At 60.8% G+C, this 15,075-nt stretch carries 14 protein-coding genes and 2 tRNA genes; 2 read left to right on the forward strand and 14 right to left on the reverse strand.

The genetic code is table 11. The features are described from left to right. Nucleotides 1–177 precede the first annotated feature (177 nt). The 5 genes from KW842_RS07190 to KW842_RS07210 all read right to left on the reverse strand — a co-directional run bounded on the left by KW842_RS07190 (nucleotide 178) and on the right by KW842_RS07210 (nucleotide 4,264). Nucleotides 178–870, reverse strand: a complete 693-nt coding sequence (locus tag KW842_RS07190; RefSeq protein ID WP_218303408.1) for a DUF3334 family protein — start codon at nucleotides 868–870, stop codon at nucleotides 178–180. 192 nt (nucleotides 871–1,062) lie between these two features. Then, nucleotides 1,063–2,451, reverse strand: a complete 1,389-nt coding sequence (locus KW842_RS07195) for a hypothetical protein (RefSeq protein ID WP_218303409.1) — start codon at nucleotides 2,449–2,451, stop codon at nucleotides 1,063–1,065. A 176-nt stretch (nucleotides 2,452–2,627) separates the two neighbouring features. Beyond that, nucleotides 2,628–2,703: transfer RNA gene (locus KW842_RS07200), tRNA-Asn, on the reverse strand. 172 nt (nucleotides 2,704–2,875) lie between these two features. Then, a tRNA-Asn gene (locus KW842_RS07205) sits at nucleotides 2,876–2,951 on the reverse strand. A gap of 116 nt (nucleotides 2,952–3,067) precedes the next feature. Further along, on the reverse strand, nucleotides 3,068–4,264 hold the full coding sequence (locus tag KW842_RS07210; RefSeq protein WP_218303410.1) for an amino acid aminotransferase: 1,197 nt from the start codon (nucleotides 4,262–4,264) through the stop codon (nucleotides 3,068–3,070). A 115-nt stretch (nucleotides 4,265–4,379) separates the two neighbouring features. On the opposite strand from KW842_RS07210, the gene uvrB reads away from it, so the two are divergent. Both uvrB and KW842_RS07220 read left to right on the forward strand, forming a co-directional pair. Beyond that, entirely contained in the window at nucleotides 4,380–6,452 is a 2,073-nt protein-coding gene (gene uvrB / locus KW842_RS07215) for an excinuclease ABC subunit UvrB (RefSeq protein ID WP_229223547.1), read from the forward strand. A 33-nt stretch (nucleotides 6,453–6,485) separates the two neighbouring features. Further along, the gene (locus tag KW842_RS07220; RefSeq protein WP_373925144.1) at nucleotides 6,486–7,079 is read left to right on the forward strand and encodes a trans-aconitate 2-methyltransferase; all 594 of its coding nucleotides are present in this window, start codon (nucleotides 6,486–6,488) and stop codon (nucleotides 7,077–7,079) included. Here KW842_RS07220 and KW842_RS07225 read toward each other — a convergent pair. The 9 genes from KW842_RS07225 to hflK form a co-directional block, all read right to left on the reverse strand. After that, nucleotides 7,063–8,013: an alpha/beta hydrolase gene (locus KW842_RS07225; RefSeq protein WP_218303411.1), complete on the reverse strand. Its 951-nt coding sequence runs from the start codon at nucleotides 8,011–8,013 to the stop codon at nucleotides 7,063–7,065. The genes KW842_RS07220 and KW842_RS07225 overlap by 17 nt on opposite strands. A 12-nt stretch (nucleotides 8,014–8,025) precedes the next feature. Next, nucleotides 8,026–8,661, reverse strand: coding sequence for an SdpI family protein (locus KW842_RS07230; RefSeq protein ID WP_218303412.1), 636 nt, complete (start codon nucleotides 8,659–8,661; stop codon nucleotides 8,026–8,028). Then, complete coding sequence (locus KW842_RS07235) at nucleotides 8,658–8,945, reverse strand: autorepressor SdpR family transcription factor (RefSeq protein ID WP_218303413.1); 288 nt, start codon at nucleotides 8,943–8,945, stop codon at nucleotides 8,658–8,660. Before KW842_RS07235 ends, KW842_RS07230 begins: the two co-directional genes overlap by 4 nt. A 76-nt stretch (nucleotides 8,946–9,021) precedes the next feature. Continuing rightward, nucleotides 9,022–9,618 (reverse strand): MarC family protein, encoded by a 597-nt coding sequence (locus KW842_RS07240; protein WP_218303414.1) that lies wholly within the window; start codon nucleotides 9,616–9,618, stop codon nucleotides 9,022–9,024. 55 nt (nucleotides 9,619–9,673) lie between these two features. After that, the gene (locus tag KW842_RS07245; protein ID WP_218303415.1) at nucleotides 9,674–10,222 is read right to left on the reverse strand and encodes a phosphoribosyltransferase; all 549 of its coding nucleotides are present in this window, start codon (nucleotides 10,220–10,222) and stop codon (nucleotides 9,674–9,676) included. Nucleotides 10,223–10,234: 12 nt separating this feature from the next. Then, nucleotides 10,235–11,545 carry an adenylosuccinate synthase gene (locus KW842_RS07250; RefSeq protein WP_218303416.1) on the reverse strand — a complete coding sequence of 437 codons (1,311 nt, stop codon included), beginning with the start codon at nucleotides 11,543–11,545 and terminating at the stop codon, nucleotides 10,235–10,237. Between the two features lie 4 nt (nucleotides 11,546–11,549). Continuing rightward, nucleotides 11,550–12,710, reverse strand: coding sequence for an ATP phosphoribosyltransferase regulatory subunit (locus tag KW842_RS07255; RefSeq protein ID WP_218303417.1), 1,161 nt, complete (start codon nucleotides 12,708–12,710; stop codon nucleotides 11,550–11,552). A 144-nt stretch (nucleotides 12,711–12,854) separates the two neighbouring features. Beyond that, nucleotides 12,855–13,763 (reverse strand): protease modulator HflC, encoded by a 909-nt coding sequence (gene hflC / locus KW842_RS07260; RefSeq protein WP_218303418.1) that lies wholly within the window; start codon nucleotides 13,761–13,763, stop codon nucleotides 12,855–12,857. Continuing rightward, nucleotides 13,763–15,073, reverse strand: coding sequence for an FtsH protease activity modulator HflK (gene hflK, locus KW842_RS07265; protein ID WP_229223548.1), 1,311 nt, complete (start codon nucleotides 15,071–15,073; stop codon nucleotides 13,763–13,765). Before hflK ends, hflC begins: the two co-directional genes overlap by 1 nt. Nucleotides 15,074–15,075: the final 2 nt, after the last annotated feature.

Raw genomic sequence — 15,075 nt, forward strand, 5'->3', positions numbered from 1 at the left:
AAGAACTGAATATTCAGTGGCTTAGGCGTGTCGGCTCGACCACAACATGGTGAGAACGACAAGCTTAGCCTGGTACCATGCGGCGGTATGAAGGGCTGGCAAATGTAGGAAATTTGCCACAGAAAGCAGCACGGCCAGCGCGAGGCTGGCCGTGTGAGGAGGCGGGAACTGGCGGAATTACATGCCCAGCGATTTCAGCAGCTCATCGGCATCCGCATCGGTGGCCGAGGCGGCTGGCGCACTGGCGCTCTTGTGGGTGTCACGCTCCTGATCCAGCAGCGCGTCCGGATCAGCGATTTCGCTGGAATCGAAGTCGCTGACGCGGATGAACTCGGTACGGTCGATAGCCAGTTCCAGATAGAAGATATTGCTCTTCTCGGTGTAGAAGCTGACGCGGCGCATTTCCGGGCGATCCAGCGGCGTGTCGACGCTCAGCACGATCTGCTTGTTCAGCACCAGCATCTTCGGCTGGTTTTGGGTGATATTGGTTTGCAGCTCGCGGCGGATCTTGCCGGTGAAGTCGCCGACGATCTGGTTCATCAGCTCGCCCAGGATGTTGGACACCTCGTCCGACGTATGGGAGCTGGCCAGCTCCGACTTTGGCATGCCCATGTGCAGCATGTAGCGCTCATAGATTTCCATCGCCGTGTCAGCGGCAAAGTTCAGCACCACCAGGCCGGTAAAGCCGCCGTCGAACAGCACGAAGCAGCCGATATCGGGCTTCAGGCCGATCTTGGTAATCCGCTGCACCATGCCGGAGTAATTCACCTTGCTTTGGGTTGCCACGTTCAGCACTCGGCTTACCGAGTTGCACAGACTCACCAGCAGGTCTTCCGTGCCGTAGACAACACCTTCGTTTTCGCTGCTCATAATTCTCTACCTTACTTATCTAAAGATGAAAGCTTCGTTTCCACAGCCATACAGAGCGGAAACAGGATTCAGAATACCGAGGTGCAAGATTCCCGTCCACTTGAATCGTGCATTTTTGTGAATTTCATGTGTCAAAAAGCAAAAAGCCCCATGTGGATCACACATGAGGCTTGCTGAATTCCGCCCACCGACCTAACGGGACGGCTGTGCTTTCGCGCTGGGTGCCGCCTGGGCACGCCCAAACAGGAAGCTGAATCCAGTGGCATACTTCAAATTCTTATCGGCCACCTGGGCATAGGCGTGGCAAGCCATACAGCTGCGCTGTGCCGCACTTTGCGCCTGCGTGACTTGCATATAGGTTTCCAGCACGGGATTGAGCAATTGCATGGCGTTGGGCGCTCCCGCCGAACTGGTCAAGGGCAAGGGGGCACTCTGCGGAACGGGCGGCGTGGCGGAGTACGCTCCCCTCGGCCATTGCGTGTTGATGAGCTTGTAGTACTGCCACGGCGCGTTCTTATTCCCAGCCACGACGAGGCTTTGCGCATAGGCGGTCACCGTCGCTGCATCGGTGTCATCGGCCCACACCTGGGTGACCTGGGTAACCGCTGGCACCTGCTTGCCACCGACTTTGACCGGTGTATTGGGGATAGCGTTCAACGCTGGATTATAGAAACTATAGGTGGCAGAAGGCTGGGCCTGGCCCTGCAATGGCGCGTTATCGACCTGGGCGAAAGTTCCCCACAGTCCGGCGGAATTTCCCTGCGTGCCCGATCCGCCGCCGGCAAAGATATGCAATCCCACCAAGCCCACCGTCTGCACACTACCGCCGCCGCCCGGCGGAATCACGTAGGCGCGCGCGGTGAAAAATCGCTTGCTGGCGACTTCGCGATCGGTCAGCACTTTCCAGGCCGCCTTCAGTTCGAAGGAGCCCTCCGGCGGCGCAATCGCCTTCTTGGCAGCGTAGCTTGCCTGCGCGGCGGCCTCATACAAGCGATTGCTGACGATGTAGTCGTACAGCGTCTTGTTCAGCATCACTTCGTAGTAGACCGGATTGGTTTGCTGGTCATACAGCACCAGCTCGTCGACCTGCAGAATATCGTGGAGTTTGGCTTTATCGCCGCCCAGCTTGACGACCTGGCGCAGGACGCGCAGCTTGCCTGCCCTTACCTCACCTGCAATGGCTTGCGGAAGATCAGCGTCCACCGTCCATTTTCCCCAAGGCGACGGCTGCTTGCCGTTCGCGAGAAAAACCTGATCCGGGGAGGCGAAGGTCTGCCAGACTGTATCGCCCGGCAAGCCAAACACCGCTTTGGCGTTCGGCACACCAGCCTGGCCCGCCAGAGCCGGCCAATTCAGGTAGAAGAAGTTCTGCCACATATTGCATGACGCGATACGGTTGATAAATCCGCCATTGCTGTCCGGCGGATTCGCGGTCTTCGCCTCCAGCTTGAGCAGAGGCTGCCCCAGCTCGCTCGAACACGCTCCCGCACCTGCCGCCCTACATGGAAGCAAACATACCGCCCCGAGAATGACCCCGGCTGCGGCATGCGCTCCCATTCTTAACATATTTTTTTGCTTCATCTGACCGCCCTCCCTAGTGAGTTGGACATATGCCATATAAAAACAGTTATTGGCATCAGGAACGGTAGCACGTCAAATCATTGCAAAATGCACACTATGTAACATTCTGGCAATTTACGCAGACGCGGCAACAAAAGGAAACGGCCCCGCGATTTCTCGCGGGGCCGTTCGTATTCTGGCTCCCCGACCTGGACTCGAACCAGGGACCTGCGGATTAACAGTCCGTCGCTCTACCGACTGAGCTATCAGGGAATTGAGGCCAGAATTATATAGGGGAAAATCAATTTTGGCCAATTTATTTTAGCCTTCGCACGTCTCAGGCGAAGAGTCTGCAAGACCCTTGCAGCGGGCACCTCTGCCGACTGTAAATTGCCAAACACAATGCAAAAAGCCCAATCCGCAAGGATTGGGCTTTTCTATATTCTGGCTCCCCGACCTGGACTCGAACCAGGGACCTGCGGATTAACAGTCCGTCGCTCTACCGACTGAGCTATCAGGGATTAGAGGCAACATTTTATACTGTTTCTTTCGCATCAGCAAGATGCAATTTACTGCGGTATTTCATGTTGCCAGTTCTTCGTTTTACGCTTACAGCGCAGCGCGAAGAAACAAGAGTTTAGAGCACTTTAGCGATGGCGTCAATAACGATATCAATATTGCGCGAATTCAACGCCGCTACGCAGATACGGCCGGTGTCCACCGCGTAAATCGACTGCGAACGCAGCTGCTCTACTTGCGCCTTGCTCAGGCCCGAGTACGAGAACATACCGATCTGGTCGCGGACGAACGCGAAGTCGTGGCCTTTGGCGGCCAGCTTGACCACAAACGCCTCACGCATTTCCTTGATGCGCACGCGCATGCCGGCCAGCTCATCTTCCCACAGCTGACGCAGTTCCGGGGTGGTCAGCACGGTCGCCACCACTTTGCCGCCGTGTACTGGCGGGTTGGAGTAGTTGGTGCGCACCACGCGTTTCAGTTGCGACATCAGGCGTGCCGCTTCTTCGCCCGAAGCAGCCACTACGCTCAGCGCGCCCACACGCTCGCCGTACAGCGAGAACGATTTGGAGAACGAGTTCGATACCAGCAGCGGGCCGCCAGCGTCAGCGAAGCGGCGCACTACCGCGCCATCTTCCGCGATGCCAGCGCCGAAGCCCTGGTAAGCCATGTCCAGGAACGGCACCAGGCCGCCAGAGGTGATCGCGGCGATGACTTCGGTCCACTGCTCCGAAGTCAGGTCGGCGCCGGTCGGGTTGTGGCAGCAAGCGTGCAGCAGCACGATGGAACCGCGCGGCATGGCCTTGATGTCGGCGATCATGCCGGCGAAGTTGACGCCGTGGGTCGCTGCGTCGAAGTAGGCGTAGTTGTTGACTTTGAAGCCGGCGCTTTCAAACAGCGCGCGGTGGTTTTCCCAGCTTGGATCGCTGATGTAGACCTCGGCGTCCGGTGCAAAGCGCTTCAGGAAGTCGGCGCCGATTTTCAGTGCGCCGGTGCCGCCGATGGCTTGCACGGTGACTGCACGTTTCTCTTGAATTACTGCGCTATCGGCGCCAAATACCAGTTCCTGCACCGCCTTGTCGTAGGCAGCCAGGCCTTCGATCGGCAGGTAGGTGCGTGGCGCCGGCGCCGCGATCAGGATTTCTTCCGCTTTCTGTACGCACGATAGCAGCGGCACTTTACCGTTGTCGTCATAATAAACGCCAACACCCAGATTGATTTTCTGCGGGTTTTGGTCGGCATTAAAGGCTTCGGTAATACCCAGGATAGGGTCGCGTGGTGCCATGTCGATGGCGCTGAACAAGCTAGGATTCGTCATGATAAGATTGGATTCGAGTGGAAGCGGTTCGCAGCAGAGATGTATAGACAGCGCCCTTTAAAATAACGACTTCAGGCCGCTGGCAGGCCATTATTCTAACAAAGGTCTGAGCAAGATGGCTGATTTACCTGTAGCAGAAAATCCCAAGGCAACCGTGGTGACGTTCCCCGATTCGCCCTACAAATTGCACCAGCCCTTCCCTCCCGCCGGCGACCAGCCGACGGCGATCGACCAGCTGTGCGAAGGCATCGACGACGGCCTGTTTTTCCAGACACTGCTGGGTGTGACCGGCTCCGGCAAGACCTACACCATGGCCAACGTCATCGCGCGCAAGGGGCGCCCGGCGATTGTGTTCGCGCCGAACAAAACCCTGGCCGCGCAGCTGTACTCGGAGTTCCGCGAATTCTTCCCGGAGAACGCGGTCGAGTACTTCGTCTCCTACTACGATTACTATCAGCCGGAAGCCTATGTGCCGCAGCGCGACCTGTTCATTGAAAAGGACTCGTCGATCAACGAGCACATCGAGCAGATGCGCCTGTCCTGCACCAAGTCGCTGATGGAGCGGCGCGACGTGGTGATCGTGGCGACTGTGTCGGCCATTTACGGTATCGGTAATCCGAACGAATACCACCAGATGATACTGACCTTGCGCCAGAAGGACCGCGTGTCACAGCGCGACATCATCGCGCGCCTGATCCAGATGCAGTACACGCGCAATGAAGTGGACTTCGGCCGCGGCACCTTCCGCGTGCGCGGTGATACGCTGGACATCTTCCCGGCCGAGAATGCGGACCTGGCGGTGCGCCTGGAACTGTGGGACGACGAACTGGAATCGATCCAGCTGTTCGATCCGCTGACCGGCCGCGTCAAGCAGAAGATCCCGCGCTTCACCGTCTACCCTGGCTCGCACTACGTCACGCCACGCTCCACCGTGCTGCGCGCGGTCGAAACCATCAAGGCTGAGCTGCGCGACCGCCTGGAGTTCTTCCGCAAGGAGAACAAGCTGATTGAAGAGCAGCGCCTGGAACAGCGCACCCGCTTCGACCTGGAGATGATGGCGGAAATCGGCTTCACCAAGGGCATCGAGAACTACTCGCGCCACCTCAGCGGCGCCATGCCAGGTGAACCGCCGCCAACGCTGGTGGACTATCTGCCGAAAGATGCGCTGATGTTCCTCGATGAGTCGCACGTTCTGGTCGGCCAGTTGAGCGCCATGTACAACGGCGACCGTTCGCGCAAGACCAATCTGGTCGACTACGGCTTCCGCCTGCCGTCGGCGCTGGACAATCGCCCGCTGAAGTTCGAGGAATTCGAGAGCAAGATGCGGCAGACCATCTTCGTCTCCGCCACGCCGGCCGATTACGAGAAATCGCACGCCGACCAGGTGGTGGAACAGGTGGTGCGTCCGACCGGTCTGGTGGACCCACTGGTGATCGTACGCCCTGCCCTGTCGCAGGTGGATGACCTGATGTCCGAGATCACCGACCGTGTCGCCAAGAACGAGCGCGTGCTGGTGACCACGCTGACCAAACGCATGTCCGAGCAGCTGACGGAATACCTGAGCGATCACGGCATCAAGGTGCGCTACCTGCACAGCGATATCGAAACCGTGGAACGCGTGGAATTGCTGCGCGATCTGCGCATCGGCACTTTCGATGTGCTGGTCGGGATTAACTTGCTGCGTGAGGGTCTGGACTTGCCGGAAGTGTCGCTGGTGGCGATACTGGATGCGGACAAGGAAGGCTTCCTGCGTTCCGAGCGTTCGCTGATCCAGACCATCGGCCGCGCCGCGCGTAACCTCAACGGTGTGGCGCTGCTGTATGCCGACCGCATGACCGATTCAATGGAACGCGCCATCGGCGAGACCGAACGCCGCCGCGCCAAGCAGATCGCCTTCAACGAAGCCAACGGCATCGTGCCGCGCGGCGTGAAGAAGATCATCAAGGACATGATCGACGGTGTCTACAGCGAGAAGTCCGCCAAGGAAGTGCTGGAGGTGGCGCAGGAGACGGCCAAGTACGAGTCCATGAGCGAGAAGCAGATCAGCAAAGAAATCAAGCGCCTCGAAAAAGCCATGCTGGATCACGCCAAGAACCTGGAATTCGAGAAGGCCGCACAAGTGCGCGACCAGCTCCACATCCTCAAGCAGCAACTGTTCGGCGCACCGGGCGCGGACAATATCGCTTGACGCCATATTATGCAGGCCGCCGCCGACAAGGTCGTGAGTCTCTACGAGCGCCATGCACAGGAATGGGTGGCGGCGCGCCTGCATCAAACGCGCTTCACAGAACGCGCATGGATGGACAAGTTCTGTGGACTGGTCCAACCCGGCGGGAAAGTGCTGGATATCGGTTGCGGCGCTGGTGCGCCTGTATCCAGCTATCTGGTCCAGCGAGGATATGAGATTACGGGCGTGGATTCTTCGCCGGCGATGATAGGCTTGTTCCGCGAACGCTTGCCGCAACAGCAGGCCATGGTGGCGGACATGCGCACGCTATCCCTGAACCGCAGCTTTGACGGCATGCTGGCGTGGGATAGCTTCTTCCATTTGAGCCACGACGACCAGCGCAGCATGTTCAAAGTCTTCCGTGCCCACGCCGCCACAGGCTGCGCCCTGATGTTCAGCAGCGGTCCCGCGCACGGAGAGGCAATCGGCGAGCTGCACGGCGAGCCGCTTTATCACGCCAGCCTGGCTCCGGCCGAATATCGGCAGCTACTCTCCCAGCACGGGTTCGATGTCGCTGCCACAGTATCGGAAGACCCTGACTGCGGCGGCCGCACTGTCTGGCTGGCCCGGCTTACTTCGGCGCCTTGACGAACGTCGTCACGGCGTCGATCAGTTGCGGCGCCACGGGCAGGATGGGGCTGACGTAGGACTGCTGCTGCAAGGCCTGGTCGTCGCCGACGATTTTGAGGACGTGGTTCATGCCGTCGATGATGACCAGCTTGGCCTTCGGCGCGGCGGCGGACAGCAGTTTGGCGTCTTCTTCCGGCACCTGGATGTCTTTCGTACCTTGCAGGATCAGCACCGGCATCTTCAGCGCGGCGATGGCTACGCGCGGATCATGCTGCAAGGTGGAGATCAGGTAGGGCTGCACGTCCGGGCGATACAGCGACATCAATGGCTGCGGGACTTTGTCGGTGGTCTTGCCTTGCTTGAGATCGCCCAGAATGCGGTCGCTCTCCGCCATCAACGGCGGCGGCAGCTTGTCCTTCAATTGCTCGCGCAGCAGTTCGTCGAGTGGACGGCCGGTGCCGGCGATCAGCACGCAGGCATCCGCCCCGCCCTGCGCGCAAGCTTCGGAGGCGATCAGCGCGCCTTCGCTATGGCCCGCCATGATCACGCGCGAGAAGCGCGCATCGCCGCGCAGTTTCTTCAGCCATGCGGCAGCGTCGCCGATGTAGTCGTCGAGGCGCAGGTTCTCCTCTTTCCAGACCGGCAGCGCACTGGCGGCGATGGCGCGCTTGTCGTAGCGGATCGAGGCAATGCCCTGCCTGGCCAGGCCTTCCGCCAGCATTTTCAGCGAGTCATTCGGGCCGGGCAGCATTTTGCTGTTGCCATCGCGGTCGGTCGGGCCGGAGCCGGAATGCAGCAGCACCACCGGCACTTTGCCGGTGACGCCATCGGGCGTCAGCTCGGTGCCATAGACGGTGCCGCCGCCAACGTCCAGCGACACCGGCCGCTGTGCCGCAGCGGCGGCCGCAGACAAGGACACCATCAACAACGACAGCATGAATTTGAAGCGCATACTTTTCTCCAGTCAGTGAGGAAGACGTTTGTACAGCAACAGCGAATAGCCCACCGCGAGCGGCGCCCAAGCCAGTATCAGCGCCAGCACCAACCAGGGCGAAGCGCCCAGCCACAGCGCGAACAAGGTAAGCAAGCCACTGCCCACCATCAGCCTGGCCGCCATGCGGTGCGTGCCGTACCAGACCGCTTCGCTGCCCAGGGTCCACGGCGTGCGGATGCCGAGGAAGAAATTACGCCGCACCTTGCCCATCGGGTTGCCGATCAGGATCAGCAGTACCGCCATGCCGGCCGGCACGGCGCGCCCGATCGCCACGCCGCCATGCACCGCCTCGGTCAGCACCAGCGCATAGATATAGCCCATCATCGCTACCACCACGGTGCCGATGTAGGAATACGTGGCGGCGAACGAATCCACTGCGTAACGGCGCGGCGACAGCCATGGCGTCACCCAGCAAGCGGCCATTGCCAGCAGCATCATGCCTGGGCCTATCGCCCAATAGCTGGCGCGTGGACCGTAGCCATTGGCTACGCCAGCGGCGTTCCAGTGCACCGGCACCACCTCCGGCAGCAGCGGCCAATAGTAGGCGGTGGCGGCGCAGGCAATGGCGACCATCAGCAGGCAAACAATGAGATGCGGCTTCTTCATTTTTTTCTCCCTTGAGTCTCCGCGCCGGCCAGGTCCATCATCCAGGCCAGCACGTCTTGCAGCACAGTGGTGTTCAGGCCATACCAGATGGTCTGCCCTTCACGCCGGCGCGTGATCAGGTCCGCTTCCGCCAGCACTGCGAAGTGGTGCGACATGGTCGGCTTGCTCATGTCGAAATGCTGCGCCAGTTCGCCGGCCGTCATCTCGCCAGCGCGCAGCAGACGCAGAATCTCGCGTCGCGCTGGATCGGCTATCGCTTTGAAGGCGCTGTTGGTGGCGTTCATTAGGCAATCATCTAATTAGACAGTTATCTAAATATAGGATGAAAAAAGACGGGCGTCAAGCGCCCGCCTTTTGAAATTACAGCGACTTCACGAATTCGCGGATACCGCCCAGCAGCATCTCGATCGACATCGCCGTCAGGATCAGGCCCATCAGGCGCTCAAACGCCGTCATGACCTGCGGGCCGAGCACTTTCTGCAGCCGCTCGGCGCTGAGGAACACCGCCAGCCACACCGCCGCCACCGCCGCCAGCGCGGCAACGTGCACCAGCACCTCGCCGGTGCTCTCGCGCGAGAACAGCAGCACCGTGGCCAGTGCCGAAGGGCCAGCCAGCGCCGGTATCGCCAGCGGTACGATGAAAGGCTCGGCGCCGTCGGTACGGCCCAGCACGCCGTCCGGATGCGGGAAAATCATGCGGATCGAAATCAGCAGCAGGATGACCGCGCCACCGATGCGCAGCGCCACTTCCGACAGGTGCAGCGCACTGAGGAAGTGACGGCCGAAGAACATGAAGATCAGCAGCAGCACAAAGGCGATGCCGCACTCGCGGATGACGATGCGCGGACGGCGCGCCGCCGGCACCGGATTGAGCACGCTGGCAAACAGCGGCACGTTGCCGAACGGGTCGGTCACCAGTACCAACAGGATGAAAGTCTGGAAAAAGTCTTGGGTCATGGGCATCTGAGTGGGTTAACGAAAAAGGGAGCCGAAGCTCCCTTGCTCGAACGGCTTACGCAGCCGTTTCGCCTTTCTTGATCCATGCTGCCAGCTGATGCGGGCGCAGCGCGTCGTAGTCTTCAAACGGCTGGTGTATCCATGGATTGTGCGGCAGTTCTTCCATCTGGTAGTCCGGCTTGAACGCCGAGCTGCCCTTGGTCCAGATCACTGCGGTTTTGACTTCGGTCACACCGGCGAAGTTCTGCTTCAGGTGGTCCACTACCTTCATCAGCGTCACGCCGGAATCAGCCAGGTCGTCCAGCAGCAGGATCTTGCCGCTCAGCGGGCCCTTGGTCATGGTCATGTACTTGGCGATGTCCAGATCGCCCTGCACGGTGCCCTTCTCGGCGCGGTAGGAGCTGGTCGACAGGATCGCCAGCGGCACGTCGAAGATGCGCGAGAACACGTCGCCAGGACGCACGCCGCCGCGCGCCAGGCACAGCACCATGTCAAACTGCCAGCCGGATTCGTGCACCTTGAGCGCCAGGCGCTCGATCAGGCGGTGGTACTCATCCCAGGATACCCAGAGGTGTTTTTCGTTCGATTGTGGGGTGGTGGTCATAAAATTCCTTGATTACGCGAACGGGTGACGCAGTACGATCGTTTCTTCACGATCCGGACCGGTCGATACCATGTCGACCGGCACGCCGACCAACTCTTCAATACGCTTGACGTAGTTGCGGGCGGCAACCGGCAGCGCGTCCATGGACTTGGCGCCCACGGTGCTGTCTTTCCAGCCCGGCATTTCTTCGTACACTGGCACGCAGCGCGCGGCTTCTTCGGCGCCCGACGGGAAGATGTCAACCGCTTCGCCATCGATGGTGTAGCCGGTGCACAGCTTCAGGGTTTCCAGGCCGTCCAGCACGTCCAGCTTGGTGATGCACATGCCGGTTACGCCGTTGATCTGGACCGAGCGGCGCAGCAGCGCAGCGTCGAACCAGCCGCAACGACGGGCACGGCCGGTCACAGTGCCGAACTCGTGGCCAACTTGCGCCAGGTGGTGGCCCACGCCTGCATCGGTCGGCAGTTCCGAAGGGAACGGGCCCGAACCCACGCGGGTGGTGTAAGCCTTGGTGATGCCCATAACGTAGTGCAGCATGCTCGGACCTACGCCAGCACCGGCGGCGGCATTGCCGGCCACGCAGTTCGACGAGGTGACGAACGGATAGGTGCCGTGATCGACGTCCAGCAGCGAGCCTTGCGCGCCTTCGAACAGCAGATTGGCGCCGGCCTTGTGCGCTTTGTACAGCGCGCTCGACACGTCGGTGACCATAGGGCGCAGACGCGGCACGTAGGCCAGCGCGTCGTCCAGGGTCTTCTGGTAATCCACTTTCGGCGCCTTCAGGTAGTTCTCCAGCACGAAGTTGTGGTAGTCCAGATTTTCCTTCAGCTTTTCAGCCAGGCGGTTTTCGTTCAGCAGGTCGGCGATACGAATGGCGCGGCGGGCGACCTTGTCTTCGTATGCAGGGCCGATACCCTTGCCGGTGGTGCCGATCTTGGCTTCGCCACGGGCCGCTTCGCGGGCCAGGTCGAGTGCCGAGTGGTATGGCAGGATCACAGGGGCTGCGTCCGACACTTTCAGGCGCGAGGCGACTTCTACGCCCACCGCTTCCAGCTTGTCGATTTCGCGCAGCACGTCCGGCACCGACACCACCACACCGTTACCGATGTAGCAGGCCACGCCTGGGCGCATGATGCCCGACGGGATCAGTTGCAGCGCAGTCTTCACGCCGCCGATGACCAGCGTGTGGCCGGCGTTGTGGCCGCCCTGGAAGCGCACCACGCCTTGAGCGTGGTCAGTCAGCCAGTCGACAATTTTGCCTTTACCTTCATCGCCCCATTGGGTACCGATGACGACGACGTTTTTTGCGTTTTTGTTTGACATCACATTAACCTAAGTTTTTAAGAATCCAGTTACTACCATTCTCGTCGAGGACCAGCGCGCGATCGCACTCGAACTCGTCCAGCTCGTGACTGTGACCCGGCATACTCTGGATCACCACTTCGCCGGACTTGCGCAGTTCGGCGATTTTTTCCTTCAATTCCGGCGCATTGCCCCACGGTGCGCGGATCGAATGCTTGCGCTCCGCAGTCGGCAACAGGCGCGCCAGTTCGCGCAGGTCGAGCGAGAAGCCGGTGGCGGGACGCGCCCGGCCAAAGGCCTCGCCTACGTGATCGTAACGGCCGCCGCGCGCCACTGCGTTCGGCAAGCCTGGCACATACAGCGCGAACATCGCGCCGCTTTCGTATTGGTAGCCGCGCAGGTCGGCCAGATCGATCGCCACTTGCGCGCGGCCCAGCGCCGACGCCGCCAGCGCGGCCAGTTCGGCCAGCGCCTTGGCGATGCCCGGCAGGTCCGGCAGCACTTCGCGCGCCTTCGACAGCACGTCAATGTCGCCGTACAGCGATGGCAGCGCCAGCAAGGCGTCGCGCACCACCGGATCGTAGTTCACCGCCAGCGCCTGCAGGTCCGGCACGTCCTTGGCGCGCAGCGCCGCGTGGATCCGGGCCTGGTCGCGCTGGGCGGCCGGACAGGTGTCCAGCAGCGCGCGCAGCACGCCGACATGGGTCAGGTCCAGCCGCACCTTGTCGAAACCAGCCAGGGCCAGCGAGGCCAGCGCCAGCTCCTGGATTTCGGCGTCGGCTTCCAGGCCGGCGTGGCCATACATCTCGCAACCGATCTGCAGCGGCTCGCGGGTGGCGTGCAGGCCCGACGGACGGGTATGCAGCACGCTGCCGGCGTAGCACAGGCGCGTGACCGAAGCGCGGTTCAGCAGGTGCGCGTCGATGCGCGCCACCTGCGTGGTCATGTCGGGACGCAGGCCCAGCATGCGGCCGGACAGCTGGTCCACCAGCTTGAAGGTGCGCAGATCGGTGTCTTCGCCGGCGCCGGTCAGCAGCGACTCCAGGTACTCCAGCAGCGGCGGCATCACCAGCTCGTAGCCGTAGGTACGGAAATTATCCAGCATCAGGCGGCGCAACTCTTCAATCTTGCGCGCTTCCGACGGCAAAACGTCGGCGATATTCTCAGGCAGCAGCCAATTCGGCATGGGTCTATTTAATTAAGAAATGAACAATGCGGCACGCAGGCCACGGCCCACCAAGCGGAGGGCCGAACCTGATATTTTACGCGAAAATGCGTCTAACGAGGGGAAAAAGATGCGATACGGGGAGCCAGAGGCTCCCCGCAGGTGTTACTTCTTGGCTGGCGCAGCTGCGCCGCCGGTGCCGGAGTTTTTGAAGTACTTGAAGAAGTCCGAGCTGGAATCCATCACCATCACGTCGCCGTGATTCTTGAAGGTGGCGCGATAGGCCTCCAGGCTGCGGTAAAACTTGTAGAACTCAGGATTGCGGCCAAATGCCTCGGCGTAGATGGCTGATGCCTTGGCATCGCCCTCGCCACGAATCTGCTCGGCATCGCGGTAGGCTTCCGCCAGGATCACCGAACGCTGGCGATCGGCATCGGCGCGGATCTTTTCAGATTCCGCCGAACCGGTCGAACGCAGTTCGTTGGCCACGCGGGTACGCTCAGCCTTCATACGCTCGTACACCGAGGTATTGATCTGCTCAACGTACTCAACCCGCTTCAGGCGCACGTCGATGATCTCGACGCCAATCTGCGCGGCCTCGTTGACCACCTTGGTGCGGATGCCTTCCATCACCTTGCCACGCTGGCCGGAAATCACTTCCGCAACGGTGCGCTTGGTGATTTCCTCGTTCAGCGCCGCCTTGATGATCTGCGACATACGGTCACGCGCACGGCTCTCGTCGCCACCAAAGGTGACGTAATAGAGCTTAGGCTGATTCTCGTTGCGGCCGATGCGCCACTTGACGAAGCTGTCCACCAGAATATTCATCTTCTCGGCGGTGATGAAGCGCTCGGCGTCCGGCGATTCAATCGTCATGATGCGGTTATCCAGGAAGATCACATTCTGGAATGGCGGCGGCAATTTGAAGTGCAGGCCCGGCTCGCGGATCACTTCCTTGATCTGGCCCAGCGCGAACACGATCGCATATTTGCGCTGGTCGACCACGAACACGGTCGACGACAGCAACATCAGTGCGATAAACGCCAGGACAACGGTACTAGCTATGCGATTCATTAACGGCTCTCCCGGTCACGAGACGTATCACGCGAGCGCGGATCGCGCTGGCGGCTGACTTCCACCGACGGCATCAACTCCGACGGCAGCGTGGTGCTGGCGGCAGGCGCCCCGCCAGCTTGCGCGGCGCGGGCCGCCGCTGCTTGCGCATCGGTAGCCGCCGCCTGGGCGATCAACTTATCCAATGGCAGGTACAGCAGATTGCTGCCCGACTTGGCATCCACCATCACTTTGGAAGTACTGGAGAAGATCTGCTGCATGGTCTCCAGGTACAGGCGGTCGCGGGTCACGCCCGGCGCCTTCTGATACTCGACCAGCACCTGCTTGAAGCGCGAGGCGTTACCGGTGGCGTTCTCCACCACCATCGAGCGATAGCCCTCGGCCTCCTGCATCAGGCGCGACGCTGCGCCGCGCGCGGTCGGCACAACCTGGTTGGCATAGGCCTGGCCTTCGTTTTTCTGACGCTCGCGGTCCTGCCCTGCTTTCACGGCATCGTCAAACGCCACCTGCACCTGCTCCGGCGGCTGCACCGCCTGCAGCGTCACACTCGACACCAGCACGCCGGAAGCGTAGCGGTCGAGGATCTGCTGCATCAGCTGCTGGGTTTCAAAGGCGACCTTGTCGCGGCCCTCGTACAGCACGAAGTCCATCTTGTTCTTGCCGACGATTTCGCGGATCGAGGTCTCTGCGACCTGACGCACGGTGTCTTCCTCGTCGCGGTTATTCATCAACCAGGCGACTGGATCTTTCAGCTTGAACTGCACGGCGAACTGGATGTCGATGATGTTCTCGTCATCGGTCAGCATCAGCGATTCGCGCGCCTGCTTGTTCTTGATATTGCCGCGGTAGCCGATTTCCACCATCCGCATCTGCGATACCTTGACCGTCTCGTTGCTCTGGAACGGATATGGCCAGCGCCAGTTGAAACCGGAGCCGGTGGTATGGCTGACTTTGCCGAAGGTGTAGACGATGCCGGTCTGGCCCTCTTGCACGATGAACGAGCCGCTGGCCAGCCAGATCAGCGCGACCACCGCGCCGACCGCGCCAGCCGTAGCGCGAATGCCGCCGGAGAAGTCGGGGCGATTGCCGCCGCCGTCACCGCCGCCGCCATTGTCGCCGCCGTTGTTATTGTTGTTCGGGCCCTTTTTCTGGCCGAACAGATTATTGAGGCGATTATTAAAGTCGCGCCACAATTGTTCCATGTCGGGCGGTCCGCCCTCGCCGGGCTTCTTGCTTTCATTGGCTTGCGGCTTATCGTCCTTACCCCAGCGAGGGTCGTTCAGCGACAGCTTCAAGCCGAGTCGTTTCATAA

Source organism: Duganella sp. sic0402 (assembly GCF_019219065.1).
Taxonomy (GTDB): domain Bacteria; phylum Pseudomonadota; class Gammaproteobacteria; order Burkholderiales; family Burkholderiaceae_D; genus Rugamonas.

Coding starts and splice junctions, on each gene's coding strand:
- KW842_RS07255 (WP_218303417.1), bottom strand. CDS start 12,710: ATGCCGAATTGGCTGCTGCCTGAGAATATCGCCGACGTTTTGCCGTCG.
- uvrB (WP_229223547.1), top strand. CDS start 4,380: ATGGCTGATTTACCTGTAGCAGAAAATCCCAAGGCAACCGTGGTGACG.
- KW842_RS07195 (WP_218303409.1), bottom strand. CDS start 2,451: ATGAAGCAAAAAAATATGTTAAGAATGGGAGCGCATGCCGCAGCCGGG.
- KW842_RS07235 (WP_218303413.1), bottom strand. CDS start 8,945: ATGAACGCCACCAACAGCGCCTTCAAAGCGATAGCCGATCCAGCGCGA.
- KW842_RS07245 (WP_218303415.1), bottom strand. CDS start 10,222: ATGACCACCACCCCACAATCGAACGAAAAACACCTCTGGGTATCCTGG.
- hflK (WP_229223548.1), bottom strand. CDS start 15,073: ATGAAACGACTCGGCTTGAAGCTGTCGCTGAACGACCCTCGCTGGGGT.
- KW842_RS07230 (WP_218303412.1), bottom strand. CDS start 8,661: ATGAAGAAGCCGCATCTCATTGTTTGCCTGCTGATGGTCGCCATTGCC.
- KW842_RS07210 (WP_218303410.1), bottom strand. CDS start 4,264: ATGACGAATCCTAGCTTGTTCAGCGCCATCGACATGGCACCACGCGAC.
- KW842_RS07190 (WP_218303408.1), bottom strand. CDS start 870: ATGAGCAGCGAAAACGAAGGTGTTGTCTACGGCACGGAAGACCTGCTG.
- KW842_RS07225 (WP_218303411.1), bottom strand. CDS start 8,013: ATGCGCTTCAAATTCATGCTGTCGTTGTTGATGGTGTCCTTGTCTGCG.
- hflC (WP_218303418.1), bottom strand. CDS start 13,763: ATGAATCGCATAGCTAGTACCGTTGTCCTGGCGTTTATCGCACTGATG.
- KW842_RS07240 (WP_218303414.1), bottom strand. CDS start 9,618: ATGACCCAAGACTTTTTCCAGACTTTCATCCTGTTGGTACTGGTGACC.
- KW842_RS07250 (WP_218303416.1), bottom strand. CDS start 11,545: ATGTCAAACAAAAACGCAAAAAACGTCGTCGTCATCGGTACCCAATGG.